Genomic DNA, 17,834 nt, shown 5'->3' with positions numbered 1-17,834 from the left:
TGCTGGTAACGCTGGCGGATGTGTTGAACTTGTTTGAACTCGCACCGTTGGGGGGCGACACCTTCGAGGGCACCCAACCCGATCCGCCCAACCATCACATCGTCGGTGGTCAGATCGCTGCGCAGGCGTTGATGGCTGCAAGCCGGACCGCACAGGGGCGCCGGCCGCACAGCCTGCACGTCTACTTCTTGCGCCGTGGTGATGCACGTTGGCCGGTCCGGTTCGAGGTCACCCGACTGCATGACGGCGGCACCTTTTCGGCCCGCCGCATCGCCGCCACCCAGGCCGGCGAGGTGCTGATGGAGGGCCTCGCCTCGTTCACCGCAGGCGTCCACTCCGCCGGGTACCAGCGCACGATGCCCGCGGCGCCACCGCCGGAATCGTTGATGCCCATCGAACAACAACTCGCGCCCTACGCCGAAGAGTTCGGCGGGTTTTGGATCGAGGAACGACCGTTCGACGTCCGCTATCTCGACCCGCCGCCGCGCATCGCCATGGACTCAGAAGAGCCCTCTGGCCCGGTGAGTCGCATCTGGCTGCGCGCCAGGGGTGCGGTTCCGGCGGACCCGGTGGTGAACAGTTGTGTGCTCACCCTGCAGAGCGCTCTCACGCCGGTGGAGGCCACGCTGGGGCCGATGCGGAAATCGCAATACGATATCTCGGCTCTTCTCGATCACACAGTGTGGTTCCACCGCCCTGCTGATTTCTCGGATTGGCTTTTCTACGAACAGACCTCAACCACCGGAGTCGCCGGACGCGCTCTGGCGACGGGCGCGATCTATAACCGGGCCGGCGATTTGGTCTGCACGGCGGCCCAGGAGATTTACTTCCCACCGCCCAGGGAAAGTTAGTCAGTATAATGATTTGGACTTCGTCCGTGGACATCGGACGAAGACGGCGAAGGGGCAACCATGGCTAGAACAGAAGGCGACAGCTGGGACATCAACGAGAGCGTGGGTGCCACCGCCTTGGGTGTCGCCGCGGGTCGGGCGGCGGAGACCAACAGTGAGAACCCGTTGATCCGTGATCCGTATGCGCAGATGTTTCTGGAGGCCGCCGGCGATGGTCTCTGGAACATGTACCTTCGACCGGAAGAATTGCCCGCCGAACTGGCGGCACTGGACCCCCATTTCAAAGAGCGGATGCAGGCGATGATGGGCTACACCGCGTCGCGCACGTTGTTCTTCGACGAATTCTTCACCGATGCGGCGGCGAGCGGCATCCGGCAGTCAGTGATCCTGGCGGCAGGTCTGGATGCGCGAGCTTGGCGGTTGGACTGGCCCGCCGGCAGCGTGGTGTACGAGATCGATCAACCCAAAGTACTGGACTTCAAGTTCGCCACTCTGGAAGCGCGGGGGGTATCACCGCTGGCGACCTATGTAGGTGTTCCTATCGACCTGCGCAACGACTGGCCGGCCGCTCTGCGCGCAGCGGGTTTCGATCCCGCAGCGCCGACGGCCTGGTCGGCCGAGGGCCTGCTGCCGTACCTGACAGCCGAGGCGCAGGACGTGCTGTTCGAGCGGATCACAGAGTTGAGCGCGCCGGGCAGCCGGGTGGCGGTGGAGGCATTCAGCAACGAGTTCTTCAGCGCCGAGAGTTTCGCGCGTCGCGAGGAGCAGATGCAGCGGTATCGCGAGGCTGCTGCCAAACTCGGCCGGGAGGACATCGCCGCATCCGGCAACCTCCTTTATGAAGAGGAGCGTACTGAGGTCGTTGACTGGCTCGAAGCCCACGGCTGGCAAGCCACCGGTGTGAGCGCAGTCGACCTGCTGGCTCGCAACGGCCGTTCGATGCCGGAGGGTCTGGACGACGGCATTCCAGAAAGCGTCTTCGTCGACGGTCGATTGAGCTAAGGCTCATCGACGACGGTTTCGGCGATGAAGCGGTCCACGTCTGTTTGCGGCGGATACGCTGGGCCGTCCCGCTGTTCCGGGCTGACCAGCACGTCGAGGAGACCGTCGGCCATGTCGTCGAGCTGATCGATCGATCCCGCCATGGCAAGACTGTGCTGGATCGACACCAATCCGTGCAGGCCGGTCCAGAGGGTGTGCGTCGCCTGGTACAGCGGCAGGGTGAGCGGATAGCCCGCGTCGGCGCATGCGGCCAATGCGCGTCGCAGCCGGCCCGACACCTGCCGTGCCGGGTGCAGGCCCATCCGTTCGGGGTCCACTGCCGGTTGTCGTATTTCGTACATCAGCCGGTAGTGGCCCGGATTGTCCATCGCGAATCTGCAGTAGGAGTGGACCTGGGCCCGGAGCCGCTCGCGCGGCCCCTCCCTATCGGCGGTGCGTTCGGCCACGTCCATCTGGTCAGCCAGCTGAGCGTATTTCTCGGACAGGGCCGCCCAGACCAGCTCGGCCTTGTCGGAGAAGTGCAGGTAGATACTGGGCGCGGCGACTCCGACTTCCTGAGCGACGGCGCGCATGGTGAGCTTCTCGTCGCTACCCCATCTGTCGAGCAGCCGATTCACGGCGTCGAGTACCTCGCCGCGAAGATCTCCCTGCCCGCGCCGGCGTCGTCGCCGCGCTGGCACGTTTGCGACCTGCTCCACCACACCTCCGCAATCGACACCGCCGGTCCAGCCTAAGCGGTGCCGATCGCGGAGTGTGGGATCACCAGGTGGCGAGAAGTTTGCGCACTCCGTAGTTCGTCCCATAGGTATCCATCTCGACCTGATCGAGCGGCGTCGCAAGGCGCAACTCCGGGAACCGCGTGAACAACTGAGGCAGAATGGTTTTCAACTCGGCGCGGGCGACATTTTGCCCCAAGCACTGGTGCACGCCGTAGCCGAAGGCCAGGTGCCGGGTGATCTTCCGGTCAAAGTCGGGTTCATCGGGATTGTCGAATACTCGCGGGTCCCGGTTGGCCGCAGGCATCGCCACCACCACCAGGTCTCCCTTGGCGATCTGCTGACCACCGATTTCGAGATCCTCCTTCGCGGTCCGGCCGAGGCCGAATTGGACGATGGTCAGGTAGCGCAGCAGTTCCTCGACGGCGGGGCCCACTTTGTCGGGATGTTCCACCAGGTTCTGACGCGCCTCCGGGTGCGTGAGCAATGTCAGGGTGGACAGGCCGATCATCGCCATGGTGGTGTCGTGACCGGCGAACAGCAGTAGGACACCGATGGACACCAGATCGTTGTCGGTCAGGATCGAGCCTTCCTCCTGGCTGCTGCGAATGAGATCGGCCAGCAGCCCTTCTGAGGCAGGATCGGCTCGCTTCTCGGCGACCAACGTGGTGATGTAATCACGCAGCCAGAGGCCGCCTTCGGCACGTTCAGCGCGAGTGCGGCTGGTGTCCATCATGGCCTCGGTGGCATGGTGGAATTTATCCCGGTCGGCGTAGGGGACACCCAGTAGCTCGCAGATGACGAGGCACGGGATGGGCAGAGCCAGATGTTCAATGAGGTCGACCGGTTCGCCGTCGGACCCGAGCGCCTCAATGGTGTCGAGATGCTCGGTCACGATCTGGTCGATGTAGGGCTGCAACCGAGTTTGGACCGCTTTCGGGGTGAACCGCCCTGAGAGCAGCCGGCGGTAGGCGCTGTGGTCGGGCTCGTCCATGAACACGAAAGTCGGATCGACCGCTTCGGATGTGTCGTTGGAGTTGGGATCGACGCCTTCCTCAGGCGGAACGTCGTGGCGGGGTCGCGCGGAGCTCATTCGAGGATCGGAGAAGACCTGGCTGCCTTCCTCGAATCGCGTGACCAGCCAACCGATTCGGCCGCTGGGGAACCGGATGCGGGTGATGGGTTGCTCTTCGCGCAGGTGGTAGTAGGCCATTGGCGGGTCGAGCAGTCGTTGCCGTTCGACGGGCATGGCGGGAACGTCGAGTTCGATGGTCATTTGTGGTTCTCCGGCTTCTCGTGATTGCTTTCGGCGTGGGCCCGCAGCGCGGCCTCGACACCGTTGTTCAGCTGGGTTCCGTTGCCCCAGCCGACGTAGTACTGCAGTTGCAGAACGGCTTCGCGCAGTTCGCCCGCGGACAGCTCGTCGTTGGCCAGCGCACCGCGCACCTGGATCTCGACCAGGTCGGCCCGGCCCAGCGCCGCGGTGGCGCCCAGAACGAGCAGTCGACGGTCCCGAATGGACAGGCCTGGCCGGCTCCACACCTCGCCGAACAGATGGTCTACGGTCATTTCCAACGTCGGAGTCCGCTCGTCGGGAAGCGACTCGGCGAAGCCGGGTCCGTAGACGGCGTCCATCGTTTTCAAGCCGAGTTCTGTGGTCTCACTCATCGGTGCTCCTCATGGGGATGTCCAGGGTTTCAGCGCCGTTACCGCGGGTTGCGTCGACCAGCGGTACGGCGACACCGCAATCGGCGGCCAGTTCCTGTGCGGCGGCGAGGTCCTTGTCCATCAACCGGCGCACTTGCGGGACAAGCGCGCGGGTATCCGGCTGTGCGGCAATCTGATTGCGCAGCCAGGAGAACAACGTGGCGCCGTCGGGGTCGGCTGCCTGAACCACTTCGATCAGTCTTTCCGGTGCAACACCCGCGGCGTGGACAAGTCCCGCGGCTTCGTGGACTGCGCGCCAGGTGCCGTAGGTGATGACGTTGCGGGCGATCTTGGTGGCCATGCCGGCACCGAGGGGCCCGCAGTGCACCACCTCCTTGGCGAAGTCGACCAGAACGGGCATCGCCGCGCGGACGGCGTCGTCGTTGCCGCCGAGGATGGCAACCAGGCCGTTGTTGGCTGCCTGATCGCCCGGAGTGACTCCGCAGTCCAGCAATTCGACACCTTTGGCCGAGCACGCCCGGGCGAGCTCGTGCACGACCGGGACGGCAACGGTGCTCAGCAGCACCACGACGAGGCCGGGGTGAGCGCCGGCGAGCACACCGTCATCGGCACACAGCACGGTCCTGGCCTGGGCGGCATCGACCACTGCAACCAGCACGACATCGCTGTCGCGAGCCACGTCGGCGGGCGAGGCCGCCACGGGTGGTACTCCCAGCAGGCCGTCGGCAGCGTCGGGGCGGATGTCGTAGACGACCGGGATGCGTCCGCTGCGGGCCAGGCTGACAGCGACACCGCCACCGATCATGCCAAGGCCGATGACGCCGGCCCGCGGTGCGATGCGCACGGAGCCTGTAGTAGCGCTGTGGGTTTGAACACTCATACTGATGCTCCTTGTTCGATGGTGGACCAGGGTGCGCGGGCGGCGACGAGGGCGCGCGCCGCCCGTAGTGGGCGGATCATCCCGGCGCCGACGGCCCCACGGACATGTCCGTCCTTGCCGTAGACCGCGACAAATTTGCGGTCGGCCAGATCGCCGTCGATGACGGCGAACGCGTCTGCCCCACGGGTCTGTCCGTAGATCTGCAGTTTCAGGTCGTATTGGTCTGACCAGATGTAGGGGACGGGTGTGAAGGGAGTAGGGCTGTCGGCGGCAAGGATGTTGCGTGCCACCGCGATACCCTGCTCGGCGGCGTTGGTGCGATGCTCCAGCCTGAGGCGCTCGTCGAGCTCAACGTGGTGCCAGGAGGCGACATCGCCGGCGGCCCACACTCCGGGTTGCGCACGGCAGAATTCGTCACAGATCACCCCGTTGCCAATCGGGATACCGCTGCCGGCAAGCCATTCGGTGTTGGGGACTGATCCGATCGCAACCAGGACCGCGTCGGCAGGCAGCGTCGAGCCGTCGGCCAGTTCGACTCCCGTGACCCGGTTGTCGTGGTGCGTGACGGCAGCTACTTTCACGCCGGTCTTGAGGTGCACGCCGTGGTCGGTATGCGCGCGCAGCAACAGCCCGCCGAGTTCGGTGCCAATCACGTCGGACAGAGGTGACTCGATATCGGAAATCAGTGTCACGTCGGCCCCGGCGGTGCGTGCCACTGAAGCCACCTCTGCGCCCAAGAATCCTGCGCCGACGATCACCAAGCGGGGACGCCCATCGAGGGCTGAGCGCAGCCGTTGGGCATCGTCGAGGGTGCGCAGCATATGCACTCCCTGGAGACCCTCGGTGCCGGGCAGTGGCCGGGGGCGGACCCCGGTAGCGATCACCAGGTCGTCGTAGGTGATCTGGGTACCGTCGGAACAGGTGACGATGCGAGCGGCGCTGTCGACGCGTTCAGCGACCGTCCCAAGGCGCAGGTCGATGTCGAGTTCGGAGAACGTGCTCCGATCCCGGAGTTGAGTCTTGCTGTCCGGCCAAAGCCCCGACAGCACTTCTTTGGACAGAGGGGGACGGTCGTAGGGCAGGTGGTGCTCCTCGCCGATCATCGTCAGTCGACCGGCAAAGTTGCCTCTCCGCAAATTATCAGCAACCGATAACCCGGCCGCCGAGGCGCCGACGATCAGCACGGATGGTGCTGGTGTCATTCGTGTACCTCGATCAGCGCCGCAGGACACACCGCCGCTGCCTCCCGCGCCGGACCGTACTGGTCCTCGGGGGGATCAGCGTTCAGCAGAATGACCACGCCGTCATCTTCACGCTGGTCAAAGATGTCTGGGGCGGCGAGCACGCACTGGCCCGCGCCGCAGCATTTCGTTTCGTCGATTGTGATGTGCATCCGACTCTCACCTTTCCGCCTTAACCTAACTAAGTTCAGTACAACGTGAGGCTATACCCGGAAAAGCGGTTTCGGCACGTCGGCGTGCGGTGATTCAGCACACAGTCGATAAATGTGCTAACTAATCCAGGATCGTTGGTGTTTAGGTCGACCGGCGGCAGCGCGACCCTCACCGAGCGATGTATGGCTGCTGATGCGGGACGAGTGTCGATACGTCCGTCTGGGATGGCCGTGATGGGCCTCGCGGGACTCCTCATCGGTGTACGCGAAGCTGCCCACCGTCCAAGAAGGCACTTCTGGGACGGTGGGCAGCGGTTCAAATTCGCAGGGATCGCGGCATGGAACTGGATAATCTCCAGGGGCGATCGTGCTACGGGGCGGTGTATCCGGGCGGGTTGGGGGTGTCCACCCACAGGTCCACGCCGAGGTCGGACCCGGGCACGCAGTCGTACACCGACAGATCGGTCACGCCGTTGTCGAGTAGCACGTCCTCGCACAGGAGGCTCTGCCCGGTGTACTCCCGCGCGGGCTTGTTGAAGATCGTGTACGCCGCATCGGCATACACCGAAGGCTTGCGGGCCCGGCCGATCGCCTCGTCGCCGCCGAGCAGGTTCTGCACCGCTGCGGTGGCCACCAGGGTGCGCGGCCACAGTGTGTTCGAAGCGATGCCTGCCTCCCGCATCTCTTCGGCGATACCCAACGCGCACAACGTCATTCCGAACTTTGCCATCATGTAGGCGGTCGGCTTGAGCCACTCGGACTCCAGCCGGATCGGCGGGGACAGGGTGAGGATGTGCGGGTTCTCGCGGCCCTTCATGTGCGGGATGCAGGCCTGAGACACGGCATAGGTGCCGCGGATCTGGATCCCGTTCATCAGGTCGAAGCGCTTGAGCGGAACTTCCTCGATCGAGCCGAGGTTGATGGCCGAGGCGTTGTTGACGCACAGGTCGATGCCGCCGAACTGCTCGACGGCCTTGGCCACCGCGGCGGAAACCGAGTCACCGTCGCGGACGTCACCGACGATCGGCAGGGCCTGCCCGCCGGCCTCCTCGATCTCCTTGGCGGCCGTGTAGATCGTGCCCTCGAGCTTGGGATGCGGTTCGGCGGTCTTGGCGACCAACGCGATGTTGGCGCCGTCGGCGGCGGCCTTCTTGGCGATGGCCAGGCCGATACCCCGGCTGGCGCCGGAGATGAACATGGTCTTCCCAGACAGCGACATGGTCCTCCTGGCGGTTGGTTGTGCGCCTAGCTTGGCTCGTGGTTCAGGTGGGCGGGCAGGTAGTTCGGGCCGATCCGTCCCGCTTCTGAAGGCAGGCCCAGATCGTCCGAATAAACAGTTAAAGAGTTAGTGGTTTATCGATTTGCAACGATACAATGTCTCGAAACATTGCCCGGCGAAGGGGTGGAATATGGATCCGGTTCCGGACTACGACGCGAGCGATGAGCTCGAGTTCTTCTTCAACTGGTTGCCGTGGGCATTGCGTGGCACGTATCCGCCACCGGCTTATCCTCCGAACTAGTCGATTCGAGACCCTGGCTTCACGGTGGCCCGTCGTCGTTGGGGTCACCAAGTGCGTAACCGCCTCCTGTGATAACGAATCGCACACGCGCTCAATAGGCCTGAAGTCTGGTGCTCAGACCGTCGCGATCGTGGCGCACGCTCCAGAATCTGCTCGCTCACCGAAAAGCATTGCTACGCCCGCGTAGTCGACGATCCGGCGCAACGTGGCGAAATGGGCGGTGGATGCCTTGCTGTCTACGCCAGTGAACCTGCACGGATACCTTCGCAGAGGTCTGTCGGGTTAAGCGCGCACGCGGTGATCTGCTCATCGGTGCTGAGGAATGCCGCGGCCTGGAAACAGAGGACCAGCCGATGGCAGGACTTCTCCATACGCCACGAGGGCAATGGCTGGCGTCTGGTGCCCGACCGCTTTCGTTTGACTGGTCTGGTGAGGGAGGCTGACCGCCATTGTTCGAGACGGTACTGTCACACTGATATGCGCGGATTTGGTGTCATAGGACGATGATTCGCATGTGATCGAAAATGCGGTCTGCAAATCGATCGATCTGCGATTCTGGCTGAAACACGTTGTGGCTCATATCTTGGTACGCACAGCGCACACCATCTGGAACGCGGTCGGCTGGCAAGCCTTGGATCATGATTGGCCCGCATGACACGGCGCTGACAGGGTCGACCCGCGTTAGCCTCAGGATGCAGGTCGGGTCCGTCAATTGGGTAGCCAGGCTTGACACATCGCAGTCATGACGTGCGCCCCGGCGGATCAAATCCACCGGGGCGTCGGACACTGGCGCCGCGTCGTTTACTTGGCCGCAGCCTGCTCGAGTAGAAACTGGCCGACGTAGGTGCGAGTCTGGTCAGCATTGAGCGGCTGGAACATCGATGCCGCCGAATCGCGGTAGAGCCGCTCGAAGATGGTGCCTTTTCGGAAGGACGAGCCGCCGACGAGGCTCATGGCATGCCGCGACATATGCATGACGTTGTCGGCGACGAACGTCTTGGCCAGGCCGAGGTAGGGGAATCGCAGCTCCGGCGCCCAGAGTTTGTCCTTGCCTTCGATCTGCTCCTGGCAGGTCTGGTAGAGAACGCGACGCGACATCTCGACCCGGGAGGCCATGTCGCCGATACCGTCGATGATGTGTCCGACGCTCTTGACCTCAGTGTCGGCGGCGACGATGGCCCCGAAAGTGGCGCCGAGGTGCTTCTTCGACAGGACAGCCACCGACTCTTCCAGAATCCGTTGCTGCATACCGAGATAGATGCTGGCGAACATCAGAGACGCCCACTCGAGTACACCGAAAGCGCCGGCACGCCAAGGCGAGACGAAACCGTCCTCGGGCACGAAGTATCCGTCGAACACGATGGTCTGGGTTCCGGTGGCGTGCATACCGAGTGCGTTCCAGGTCTTCTCAATCCGGATTCCGTCGCCGACACCGTTCTTGTCGACCTTGAAGTCGCCGATGAACAGTTTCTCGGCGGCGATCCGGCCTTCGAAAGTCTCTGGGAGGTTGCCGTCGGCATCGGTTTCGGTGGCATTGGTGGTGATGATGTCTGCGGCCTCACATAACGTGCCCCAGGTCTTCTTGCCGTAGATCTTCCAGCCGCCACCGGCCTGCGGTACGGCCTTCATGTCGGCCAGACCGGAGAAGCCGGCGCGCTGCTCGGAGAACGGCCCGAACATCAGCTCGCCGTCGGCGACGCGGCCCAACCAGTACTTGTTCTGCTCATCAGTCATCAGGTTTCCGGCAATGCCGACCATTATGTAGTGCATGTTGTAAGCGAGCGTGATCGCCGAGTCACCCCGTGACAGCTCCGAGACGATCTTCGATACCTGAAGGATGTTGGCACCGGGCCCGCCAAATGCCTTCGGCACGGGTAGCTTGCCCAACCCGGATTTTTTGAAGACATCGATCGACGGGTAGGCGAACGTGTTTTCCACGTCGTACTTCGGGCCGATCTCGCGGAAGAATTCAGAGACCTCCTGCGCCTTGGCGAAGTAGGGCTCGAAGTCTTCGTCGGTCAGATCTTGTTCCAACATGGTCACTCCCTATAGCTATTGGTGTCCGGTCGTCCACATGCTGCTCCGGCCACTAGGGCTGCACACCTCTCCCAAGGGGGAACTCGCTCCGGCATCGGAGGAGACCGTCTCGCTGACAGAGTTATGGGGCAGCAGGATCATGTCCCCCCTACGGGCAGGAGGTTTCCTCCCCCCGGTAGTCGCCGCAGCAGGTCCGTCGTCCATAGCCTCGGAGTTGTCTAACTTGCATTTCAACGCGAGGAGTTGAACTTTCCGATGAGTCATACATTCGCGGTCAAATGGTTGAAAGCGTTCCGCACCAGCGCAGAAGCCGTGGTCGCCCTATACGCCGACGACTTCCTGTTCGAAGACCCGATTCTCGGCCAGAGAATCACCTCCAAAGAGGAACTGTTGCGGGTGTTCGCCCCCTACGCCAACAAAGACACCGAAAACGGCATCGGTATCAACAACTTCCGCATCGACGAGGTGGTCGGAGACAAGAACGCCGCGATCTACCGCTGGACCTGGCACGCCCCCACGGCAGCGGCGTTCGTCGGGGTCCCGACCGGCGGAAAGATCCCGGGTGCCCGCGGCATCACCTTCCACATCTACGACACAGACGGCCGTATCACGCGGGAAGCAAGCTTCTGGGACGTCTCGACCGCCGTTCGCGATCTCGGTCTGCCCGTCGACCCCACCGCCGTGGCCAAAGCCCCGGCTCTGGTCTGAAAGGAATTGCGATGAGCCTGGATACTTCCCAAGCAAGACAGCACGCCCAACGCTGGGTCGATGCGCTGACTAGCGACACCGCTTCAGCGGTCGCGCTCTACGCCGACGACCTGGTCTACGACGACCACGGCGACTCCGATCACATGATCGACACCGCCATCACCAAAGCCGAGCTCGAACCGCGGCTTGCGCCTTTCGCCAACACAGACCTCGACAACGGGATCGGTGTGCACGCCTTCACTGCCACCGAGGCGTTCCAGCTCGCCGGCGTGGATGGACAACCCGCAGTGGTCATCTTGTGGAATTGGGCCGGTGAGGGCCTGAGCGCGTTCCGCGGCGTTCCCACCGAGGGCAAAACCCTCAGCACTCGGGGCATCACCTGGCATCAGCTGGATGCCCAGGGCAAGATCGCCCGCGAAACCACCTACTGGAATGACACCCCGGTACTGCAGGAACTCGGCCTGCCGATCGTCACACCGGAGTACTGGGTCGAGGGCTTCGACCCCGCTTCGCTGACGGGATAGCCGCAGGTGTCCAACGATGGTGTGTGGGGCGTGCTGCCCGACGTCCTGGATCGCGCGTGCGCTTACTACGGTGAGCGCACCGCGATTCTGGATGCCGCGTCCGGCGCGAGTGTTACCTATCGCGAGCTGGGCCAGTGGCGCAACAGGATCGCCAATGCCCTGATCGGTGCCGGGGTTCAGAAGGGCGATCGAATCGGGCTGCTGATGCCCAACTGCCTGGAGTTCATCCCGATTCAGCAGGCCGTGTGGGCGGCTGGGGCGGTGCTGGTGCAGATGCCGACCCGGGCTGCGGCCGACGGATTCAAGTCCAATCTGGAACAGACCGACGCGACGACGTTGCTGTATCACGCGAAGTTCGAAGACGCCGTCGCCGCGATCCGGGGCCAGTTGCCGAAGCTACAGACCCTGATCCGGGTGGGCACCGTCGAAGGTGCCGCCAAGGTTGACGCACTGGACTTTGCGACTCTGGTGGCTGCACAGAGCTCACAGCGACCACAGGTCGATATCGCTGAGCACGACGAAGCCTACGTGCTGTTCACCTCGGGCAGCACCGGCGAACCCAAGGGCGTGGTCAATTCTCACTTCACCTGGAGTCACTACAGCATTTCGGCCGGGCTGGAGATCGCCGATATCCGGTTCGGCGAAGTGTTCGCCCACGGCGCACCGCTGACGCATTTCACGCAGATCTTTGTGATGCCGACCTTCATCCGAGGTGGCACCAACGTAATGCTTCCCGGGCTGGAGCCAGAGTCGCTGCTGGCCCATATCGAGCGGTACCGCGTCACCGCAGCCGCACTAGTGCCCACCATCATCTACCTGCTGCTCGATCACCCTCGCCGAAGCGAATTCGACCTCACTTCGCTGCAGACCGTGGTCTATGCGGGGTCTCCCATCACCCCGGAGCGGTTGCGCCAGGCGCTGGAGGTCTTCGGACCGATCTTCATCCAGACCTACGCAGGCACCGAACCCGGCTACATCGCGTGCCTGCGCAAACACGAACACGTCAAGCGTGACGGCGAATCGGTCGGTCAATGGACGGCTCGCCTCGGTGGTGCGGGCCGGCCGATGTTTCAGGTCAGTGTCACGATTCAGGACGACAACGATGCGATATTGCCGGTCGGCGAGGTGGGCGAGATCTGTTCACGCCAGCTGGGACAAATGTTGGGCTACCTCGATCCGGCACGCAACGCCGAAACACTGCGGGGCGGGTGGGTGCACACCGGAGACGTGGGCTACCTCGACACCGACGGCTACCTCTACCTCGTCGACCGCAAGAAGGACATGGTGGTCAGCGGCGGGTTCAATGTGTTCCCACGTCAGGTCGAGGACGTTCTGGCCACCCATGCCGCGGTAGCTCAGGCGGCGGTGATCGGTGTGCCCGACGAGAAGTGGGGTGAGGCGGTGATGGCCGTGGTGGTCGCCCGCACCGGTGAGATCACGGGGCCGGCATTGGAATCCGAACTCATCAAGCATGTCAAGGCCGCGCTGGGAAGCATCCCCGCTCCCAAGACCATCCTTTTTGCCGACAGTCTCCCGCTGAATCCGGCGGGCAAGGTCGACAAGAAGGCCATTCGTAAACCCTACTGGCGCAACAAGTCTCGCCAGGTCGGCTAAGGAAAGGATGCTCGCGATGTCCGAGCACTACCCGATGTACATCGACGGCAAGTGGGTCGACACCGACGAGGTGTATGAGATCTGCAGCCCGGCAACAGAAGAACTGGTCGCCACTGTCGCCAAAGGCACCCCTGAGCTGGTCGACACCGCGGTGAACGCTGCCAAGGGAGCCTTCGCCGACGGGACGTGGCGCCGGACCCCCCCGGCGCAGCGGGCGGCGATCATCAACACCGTCGCCGAAAGGCTGGGCGCTCGCGCCGAGGAACTCGCAGCCCTGCAGAGCCGCGAGAACGGGGCCACAATCCGCATCACCAGTGCACTACACGTCGGGTTGTCGGTTGCCCAGATGCAGTATCTGGCGGGGATCGCGCAGAACTACGAGTGGGAGACGCCCGGGCCGGCGATTGCACCGATTGCCGCCGACGGTGTTGTGGTGCGCGAGCCGCTCGGTGTGGTCGCTGCCATCGTGCCGTGGAACATACCGATGCTGACCACGGTGTGGAAGATCGCGCCGGCCTTGGTCGCCGGTAACTCGGTGGTGCTCAAGCCCGATGAGCACGCACCGTTGCTGGCACTGGAGCTGGCCCGCGAGTTCGACGCTGTGGGTTTGCCGCCCGGTGTATTCAACGTCGTCACCGGGGACGGCGAGCCGGTGGGCGCCCACCTTTCTGGACACCCCGATGTGCGCAAGGTGGCGTTCACCGGCTCGACGGCGGTGGGCAAGAGCATCTTGCGCCAGTCGGCGGACTCAGTGCGAAGGGTTACCCTCGAACTGGGCGGTAAGGGCGCCAACATCATCCTGGATGACGCCGACATCGACATGGCCGTCGACGGGGCCCTGTTCGCATGCATGGCCAACAACGGCGAGGCGTGTGAGGCGGGCACCCGCTTGCTCATCCCGGCGTCACGACGCGATGAGATCGTGGACAAGCTGCTGACGCGGGCAGCGACATTGCGCGTCGGTGACCCATTGGACCCGACGACCCACGTCGGGCCGATCATCTCCCCGACCCAACGCGACCGAATCCTGGACTACTTCCGGATCGCGTCCGAAGAGGGCGCCACCGCCGCCATCGGCGGCAAGGCACCCTCGGGAGCGGGCTTCGACAAGGGCTACTGGATCGAACCCACCATCTTCCTCGACGTGACCAACGACATGAGAATCGCCCGGGAAGAGGTGTTCGGTCCGGTACTGGTCGTGATGACCTACGACACCGACGAGCAAGCCCTCGCGATAGCCAACGACACCAATTATGGCCTGTCGGCCGGTGTTTGGGGCAGCGACGAACGAGCCGCCAGCCTGGCTCGCCGGCTCGAGGCAGGCATGGTGTGGGTGAACAACTGGCACATCATCCACCCCGCCTATCCCTTCGGTGGATACAAGGAGAGCGGTTTGGGCCGTGAAGGAGGCCCGAACGCGATCGACGAATACGTCGAGGAGAAGTTCATCGCACTCGATCGTTCCGGCGGAATCGAGAACAAAGCGTTCGCCATCGTGATCGATCCCGCAGAGAACTGAGCCCAAGCGGCAACGAGGAGAAGCTGATGACGATGGCGACTGCAGAACGTGACATAGCCGGATCTCCGGGCGCACCGAGGCGGCCCCTGAGATTCGGTGTGGTATCGGACAAGGGGTTGTGGACCAACGGATCTGATGAGTTGGTCCGTATCCACGCCGTGGATCTGCGGGACCTAACGCACAAGGCGGCGGCGGCCCGCGAGGATTGCCCCCACGCTGTGGTCGTCGTCGACATCAACGTGCTGATCGCCGGCGATGCCCGCACCGCGCGCGCTGCGATCAGCGATTCGGGGTGTGAATGCGGTGACACGATGACTTATGTAGGCACTCCGGGCGGGTTGTCCGGACTGATCGCCGATATCTACGCGTTGGGCATCGCCGACGGAGCAATCCTGCTGCCGGTCGACAGCGAGGGCGTTGTGGAGCTGATCCGCGACGTCGTCGTCCCCGAGCTGCACACAATGTCGGCGGCATGATGGTCAGCGCTGAGCAGTACCGTACCGCGCTTCGACGCCATCCCGCCGGCGTCGCCATCGTCACCATGACGTCGGCAGGCGGCCCAGTGGGTTTCACCGCGACATCGTTTGCCTCCCTGTCGCTGAATCCACCGTTGGTGTCGTTCAACATCACCCATACCTCGTCGAGTATCGAGGCCATGCGGGCAGCCCGCTCGGTGGTCATTCACTTGCCCGGTGCTGGGCAGCTCGAACTGGCACAACGGTTTTCGCGATCGGCCGAGCAGCGATTCTCCGACCGATCCTTGTGGCATCTGCTGCCGACCGGCGAACCCGTGCTCGATGGGGTGCCGACGTGGTTGCGGGTACGCGTGGACCGCCTCATCGCCGCTGGCGATTCCACGCTGGTCGTCGGCGCGGTCGCCCAGATTCATTGCGAGGATTCCCTGGCGCGCCCGGAGCCGTTGCTGTATCACGACGGCGCCTACCTGTGCACTCAACCGCTGACCTGACGGCTGGCGCAGGCCAGCTCAGGTGCTCTGCAGGGCCCAGGCGATGGCTTGGGCGCGGTTGACTGCCCCGTACTTGCGCAGAATGTGTTTGACGTGAGATTTCACGGTGCCCTCGGTGATTACCAGTTGGTCGGCGATTTCGTGGTTGCTGGCGCCGGTCACCATGAGCCGCAGTACCTCGGATTCGCGTTCGGTCAGTTCCACCCGGTGCGGCGCATGGCTCCCAGGCGCTGCGCCGAGGTCATGGCCATTTGCTCTGTCATCGCTTGACCAGGCGGCGGCGTCGGTACCCAGGTCGCACAAATCGTCGATCTGGTCGACGGTGGTGATCAGCATGTCCCTGATGGTGTCGCGCTGCTGGCGCAGGTTCTCCAGCAGTGCGGCACGTTGGTAGATATGGCTGAAACCGTCGGCAAAGGCCCACAACACATCCCGATCGGCTTCGTCGACCCGAGTGGTCTCCGGGTAATGGTCGATATGCAGGAATCCCATCACGTCGCTGCCCTGCACCAGCGGTGCGACGACATAGGAACGCGACTGGCCGGCTTGGACGATCAACGGTCGATAGACCGGCGCATCGGCGGTGTCCTGGATAAGGGTGGGCTGGCGCCGCGACAGCGATACCGCCTCTGGGGTGGCCGGCATCAACGGCACCGGCTGGTTTTGCCACGCACTGAACCAGGCTCGGTTGGCGACCTCGGTCCGATCCAGCAGGATCAGCGGCTTCCACCCTGCGGCGTCCACGGTGGAAAGCACCGCGCGGCGAAACCCCAGGCGGAAAACCAATTCGTGGCACGCGTTATCGACCAGAGCGGCCGTGGTCGGCATGGCGCGCAGCCTGTTGAGGCTCACTGCGCAGTCGGCCAGGCGCTGGCTGCGCACGCCGGTCTCGAACAGATACCAGTCCATGGCCAACTGCTGCAGCCTCAATAACAAGGTGTACAACTGTCGTTCGGTCTCGGTGTCCGAACTAGGCACCGCGCGCAAACGCAACGCGCACAACCTCGAGAAGTCCGAGATCACCTCGCCGGCCTGTGCCGGAGAGTCGGCTTCCAGTCCCGGCGGTCCCTCGATGCCCAAGACACCGACGACCTGTGCGCGCAGCGCTGAGAAGCGGTCGCTGAACTCGGCTTGTTTCGACGACCAGTCGGCGCGCACCCGTCCGGTGCCGGCTGCGCGTGAAGACTCGCCGCCGATGAGGACGCTCATCGGCGTGACCTGTTCACGTCGCGGGTTTCGCGCAGATAGTACGAGATCGCCGCGGCCCGGTTGGTGGCACCGAGTTTGTGCAGGATGTGCTTGACGTGCGATTTCACGGTGCTCTCCGCGACGGTCAGTTGGTCGGCCAACTGGGCGTTGGTTGCGCCGCTGGCCAACAATCCCAAGACCTCGCGCTCCCGGCTGGTCAATGTGGTCAACCGAGACGAGTCCCGCACCTCGGTGGCATGGGCGGGCTTGGTGTGGCGAACCCTGGGCGGCGGTGCGGATTCGGGTGCGTCGATCGATGCGGTGGCCGCGGCATTGGCGCGCAAGGGGATCGGGCTGGTCATGTCGGTGGTGGTCACCGATCCCACTGCCGCATCGCAAACTCCGAGGACGTACTGGCGCTGACGCTCGATGCGTTCGACAAGTAGAGCGCGTTCGTAGGACAACCCCACACCGTCGGCGAACATCCGCAGCAGGTCGCGATGTGCTGCGGTCAACGGTCGGCCGTCGGTGGGACGGTCTGCGTGCAGCAATCCGATAACCACCGAACCCGCCACGACGGGGGCCACCACGTATTCGCTGGTCCGCATGCGTTCGACCAGGGGACGGTACACCCGAGCCTCCTGGTCGGCGTCCAGGATCAGGGCGGGTAACCGGCGGCGCACCACTTCGGCCTCTACCAGCGGTGATGCCAGCGGAATCTGCAGGTCTTCGACCCGATCGGTGGGGTAGCACTCGATCTGCATGCTCACATGCCGTTGCCCGTCCACCCCGTATATGGCGTCGGGCGACCATGTGGACCCGCGTACCTGGGAATACATCACCCGCTGGAATACCGCCGATTCGGCCAGTGCGTGGGGGGCGCATTCCAAAGTCGCGGCCGGGGAGGGCGCGTCTCTCACCGTTGCCAGGGATGCAAGCAGTGCGGTGAGGGCTGCCGATATCTGCTCGCCCGGTGAGGCGAGGTCACGGTGTGGCGTGCAATCGGACGCAATGGCCTGCTCGCTCAGCAACTTTGGGTCGTCGGTCGACGATGACCGCGACAGAAGCTCGGTGCCGATGGGGTGCTCCTTGGTCGTCATCACCACGAATGCGGTTCAGGATTTACTAACGCGCCCTCATCATTGGTGATCTGAATCACTTTGTCAAACCATTCGTGGCCTGCGTTATTGCCGCTGAACCGCAGTTGGGCGTCGATTCGGCGGTGCCGCGGTTGACAAGGACGATCC

At 63.8% G+C, this 17,834-nt stretch carries 18 protein-coding genes; 8 read left to right on the top strand and 10 right to left on the bottom strand.

Annotated features, from left to right (window positions below; genetic code table 11):
* The first annotated feature begins 20 nt into the window (after positions 1-20).
* Positions 21-851 carry an acyl-CoA thioesterase gene (locus G6N57_RS29040; RefSeq protein ID WP_308207267.1) on the top strand — a complete coding sequence of 277 codons (831 nt, stop codon included), beginning with the start codon at positions 21-23 and terminating at the stop codon, positions 849-851.
* Between the two features lie 60 nt (positions 852-911).
* On the top strand, positions 912-1,853 hold the full coding sequence (locus G6N57_RS29035; RefSeq protein ID WP_061263286.1) for an SAM-dependent methyltransferase: 942 nt from the start codon (positions 912-914) through the stop codon (positions 1,851-1,853).
* On the opposite strand, the gene G6N57_RS29030 is transcribed toward G6N57_RS29035, so the two are convergent.
* The 8 genes from G6N57_RS29030 to G6N57_RS28995 all read right to left on the bottom strand — a co-directional run bounded on the left by G6N57_RS29030 (position 1,850) and on the right by G6N57_RS28995 (position 10,067).
* Entirely contained in the window at positions 1,850-2,551 is a 702-nt protein-coding gene (locus G6N57_RS29030; protein WP_234815569.1) for a TetR/AcrR family transcriptional regulator, read from the bottom strand. The two genes, G6N57_RS29035 and G6N57_RS29030, sit on opposite strands and share 4 nt — an antisense overlap.
* 61 nt (positions 2,552-2,612) lie before the next feature.
* Entirely contained in the window at positions 2,613-3,845 is a 1,233-nt protein-coding gene (locus G6N57_RS29025; RefSeq protein ID WP_061263288.1) for a cytochrome P450, read from the bottom strand.
* Positions 3,842-4,237, bottom strand: a complete 396-nt coding sequence (locus G6N57_RS31850; RefSeq protein ID WP_064774126.1) for a carboxymuconolactone decarboxylase family protein — start codon at positions 4,235-4,237, stop codon at positions 3,842-3,844. Before G6N57_RS31850 ends, G6N57_RS29025 begins: the two co-directional genes overlap by 4 nt.
* Entirely contained in the window at positions 4,230-5,081 is an 852-nt protein-coding gene (locus G6N57_RS31845; protein WP_197908766.1) for an NAD(P)-dependent oxidoreductase, read from the bottom strand. The genes G6N57_RS31850 and G6N57_RS31845 overlap by 8 nt, the downstream gene beginning before the upstream one ends.
* 32 nt (positions 5,082-5,113) lie before the next feature.
* The gene (locus G6N57_RS29015; RefSeq protein WP_061263289.1) at positions 5,114-6,319 is read right to left on the bottom strand and encodes an NAD(P)/FAD-dependent oxidoreductase; all 1,206 of its coding nucleotides are present in this window, start codon (positions 6,317-6,319) and stop codon (positions 5,114-5,116) included.
* Complete coding sequence (locus tag G6N57_RS29010) at positions 6,316-6,510, bottom strand: ferredoxin (protein WP_061263290.1); 195 nt, start codon at positions 6,508-6,510, stop codon at positions 6,316-6,318. The genes G6N57_RS29015 and G6N57_RS29010 overlap by 4 nt, the downstream gene beginning before the upstream one ends.
* Positions 6,511-6,880: 370 nt before the next feature.
* Complete coding sequence (locus G6N57_RS29005) at positions 6,881-7,729, bottom strand: SDR family oxidoreductase (RefSeq protein ID WP_077743324.1); 849 nt, start codon at positions 7,727-7,729, stop codon at positions 6,881-6,883.
* A 1,102-nt stretch (positions 7,730-8,831) separates the two neighbouring features.
* Complete coding sequence (locus tag G6N57_RS28995) at positions 8,832-10,067, bottom strand: acyl-CoA dehydrogenase family protein (RefSeq protein ID WP_061263353.1); 1,236 nt, start codon at positions 10,065-10,067, stop codon at positions 8,832-8,834.
* Positions 10,068-10,322: 255 nt separating this feature from the next.
* On the opposite strand from G6N57_RS28995, the gene G6N57_RS28990 reads away from it, so the two are divergent.
* From G6N57_RS28990 to G6N57_RS28965, 6 genes are read left to right on the top strand one after another with little or no spacing between them, the layout of a single operon-like run.
* On the top strand, positions 10,323-10,775 hold the full coding sequence (locus G6N57_RS28990) for a nuclear transport factor 2 family protein (protein ID WP_036446991.1): 453 nt from the start codon (positions 10,323-10,325) through the stop codon (positions 10,773-10,775).
* An 11-nt stretch (positions 10,776-10,786) separates the two neighbouring features.
* Positions 10,787-11,299, top strand: coding sequence for a ketosteroid isomerase-related protein (locus G6N57_RS28985; protein ID WP_077743325.1), 513 nt, complete (start codon positions 10,787-10,789; stop codon positions 11,297-11,299).
* A gap of 6 nt (positions 11,300-11,305) precedes the next feature.
* The gene (locus G6N57_RS28980) at positions 11,306-12,913 is read left to right on the top strand and encodes an AMP-binding protein (protein WP_077743326.1); all 1,608 of its coding nucleotides are present in this window, start codon (positions 11,306-11,308) and stop codon (positions 12,911-12,913) included.
* 16 nt (positions 12,914-12,929) lie between these two features.
* Entirely contained in the window at positions 12,930-14,432 is a 1,503-nt protein-coding gene (locus tag G6N57_RS28975; protein WP_061263354.1) for an aldehyde dehydrogenase family protein, read from the top strand.
* Positions 14,433-14,458: 26 nt separating this feature from the next.
* Positions 14,459-14,908: a hypothetical protein gene (locus G6N57_RS28970; protein ID WP_061263294.1), complete on the top strand. Its 450-nt coding sequence runs from the start codon at positions 14,459-14,461 to the stop codon at positions 14,906-14,908.
* Positions 14,905-15,399: a flavin reductase family protein gene (locus G6N57_RS28965; protein ID WP_061263295.1), complete on the top strand. Its 495-nt coding sequence runs from the start codon at positions 14,905-14,907 to the stop codon at positions 15,397-15,399. Before G6N57_RS28970 ends, G6N57_RS28965 begins: the two co-directional genes overlap by 4 nt.
* A gap of 18 nt (positions 15,400-15,417) precedes the next feature.
* Here G6N57_RS28965 and G6N57_RS28960 read toward each other — a convergent pair whose 3' ends face one another.
* Positions 15,418-16,557, bottom strand: coding sequence for a LuxR C-terminal-related transcriptional regulator (locus G6N57_RS28960; RefSeq protein ID WP_234815570.1), 1,140 nt, complete (start codon positions 16,555-16,557; stop codon positions 15,418-15,420).
* Between the two features lie 47 nt (positions 16,558-16,604).
* Positions 16,605-17,687 carry a LuxR C-terminal-related transcriptional regulator gene (locus G6N57_RS28955; protein WP_234815571.1) on the bottom strand — a complete coding sequence of 361 codons (1,083 nt, stop codon included), beginning with the start codon at positions 17,685-17,687 and terminating at the stop codon, positions 16,605-16,607.
* Positions 17,688-17,834 lie beyond the last annotated feature (147 nt).

This window comes from Mycolicibacterium boenickei, from assembly GCF_010731295.1.
Classification (GTDB): Bacteria; Actinomycetota; Actinomycetes; order Mycobacteriales; family Mycobacteriaceae; genus Mycobacterium; species Mycobacterium boenickei.
This window is presented reverse-complemented; position numbering and strand designations above follow the sequence as displayed.

Bases quoted from the DNA above. Each gene is read 5' to 3' on its own strand.
- G6N57_RS29035 (WP_061263286.1), top strand. From the start codon at position 912: ATGGCTAGAACAGAAGGCGACAGCTGGGACATCAACGAGAGCGTGGGT.
- G6N57_RS29025 (WP_061263288.1), bottom strand. From the start codon at position 3,845: ATGACCATCGAACTCGACGTTCCCGCCATGCCCGTCGAACGGCAACGA.
- G6N57_RS31850 (WP_064774126.1), bottom strand. From the start codon at position 4,237: ATGAGTGAGACCACAGAACTCGGCTTGAAAACGATGGACGCCGTCTAC.
- G6N57_RS29015 (WP_061263289.1), bottom strand. From the start codon at position 6,319: ATGACACCAGCACCATCCGTGCTGATCGTCGGCGCCTCGGCGGCCGGG.
- G6N57_RS29010 (WP_061263290.1), bottom strand. From the start codon at position 6,510: ATGCACATCACAATCGACGAAACGAAATGCTGCGGCGCGGGCCAGTGC.
- G6N57_RS29005 (WP_077743324.1), bottom strand. From the start codon at position 7,729: ATGTCGCTGTCTGGGAAGACCATGTTCATCTCCGGCGCCAGCCGGGGT.
- G6N57_RS28995 (WP_061263353.1), bottom strand. From the start codon at position 10,067: ATGTTGGAACAAGATCTGACCGACGAAGACTTCGAGCCCTACTTCGCC.
- G6N57_RS28990 (WP_036446991.1), top strand. From the start codon at position 10,323: ATGAGTCATACATTCGCGGTCAAATGGTTGAAAGCGTTCCGCACCAGC.
- G6N57_RS28985 (WP_077743325.1), top strand. From the start codon at position 10,787: ATGAGCCTGGATACTTCCCAAGCAAGACAGCACGCCCAACGCTGGGTC.
- G6N57_RS28975 (WP_061263354.1), top strand. From the start codon at position 12,930: ATGTCCGAGCACTACCCGATGTACATCGACGGCAAGTGGGTCGACACC.
- G6N57_RS28970 (WP_061263294.1), top strand. From the start codon at position 14,459: ATGACGATGGCGACTGCAGAACGTGACATAGCCGGATCTCCGGGCGCA.
- G6N57_RS28965 (WP_061263295.1), top strand. From the start codon at position 14,905: ATGATGGTCAGCGCTGAGCAGTACCGTACCGCGCTTCGACGCCATCCC.
- G6N57_RS28955 (WP_234815571.1), bottom strand. From the start codon at position 17,687: ATGACGACCAAGGAGCACCCCATCGGCACCGAGCTTCTGTCGCGGTCA.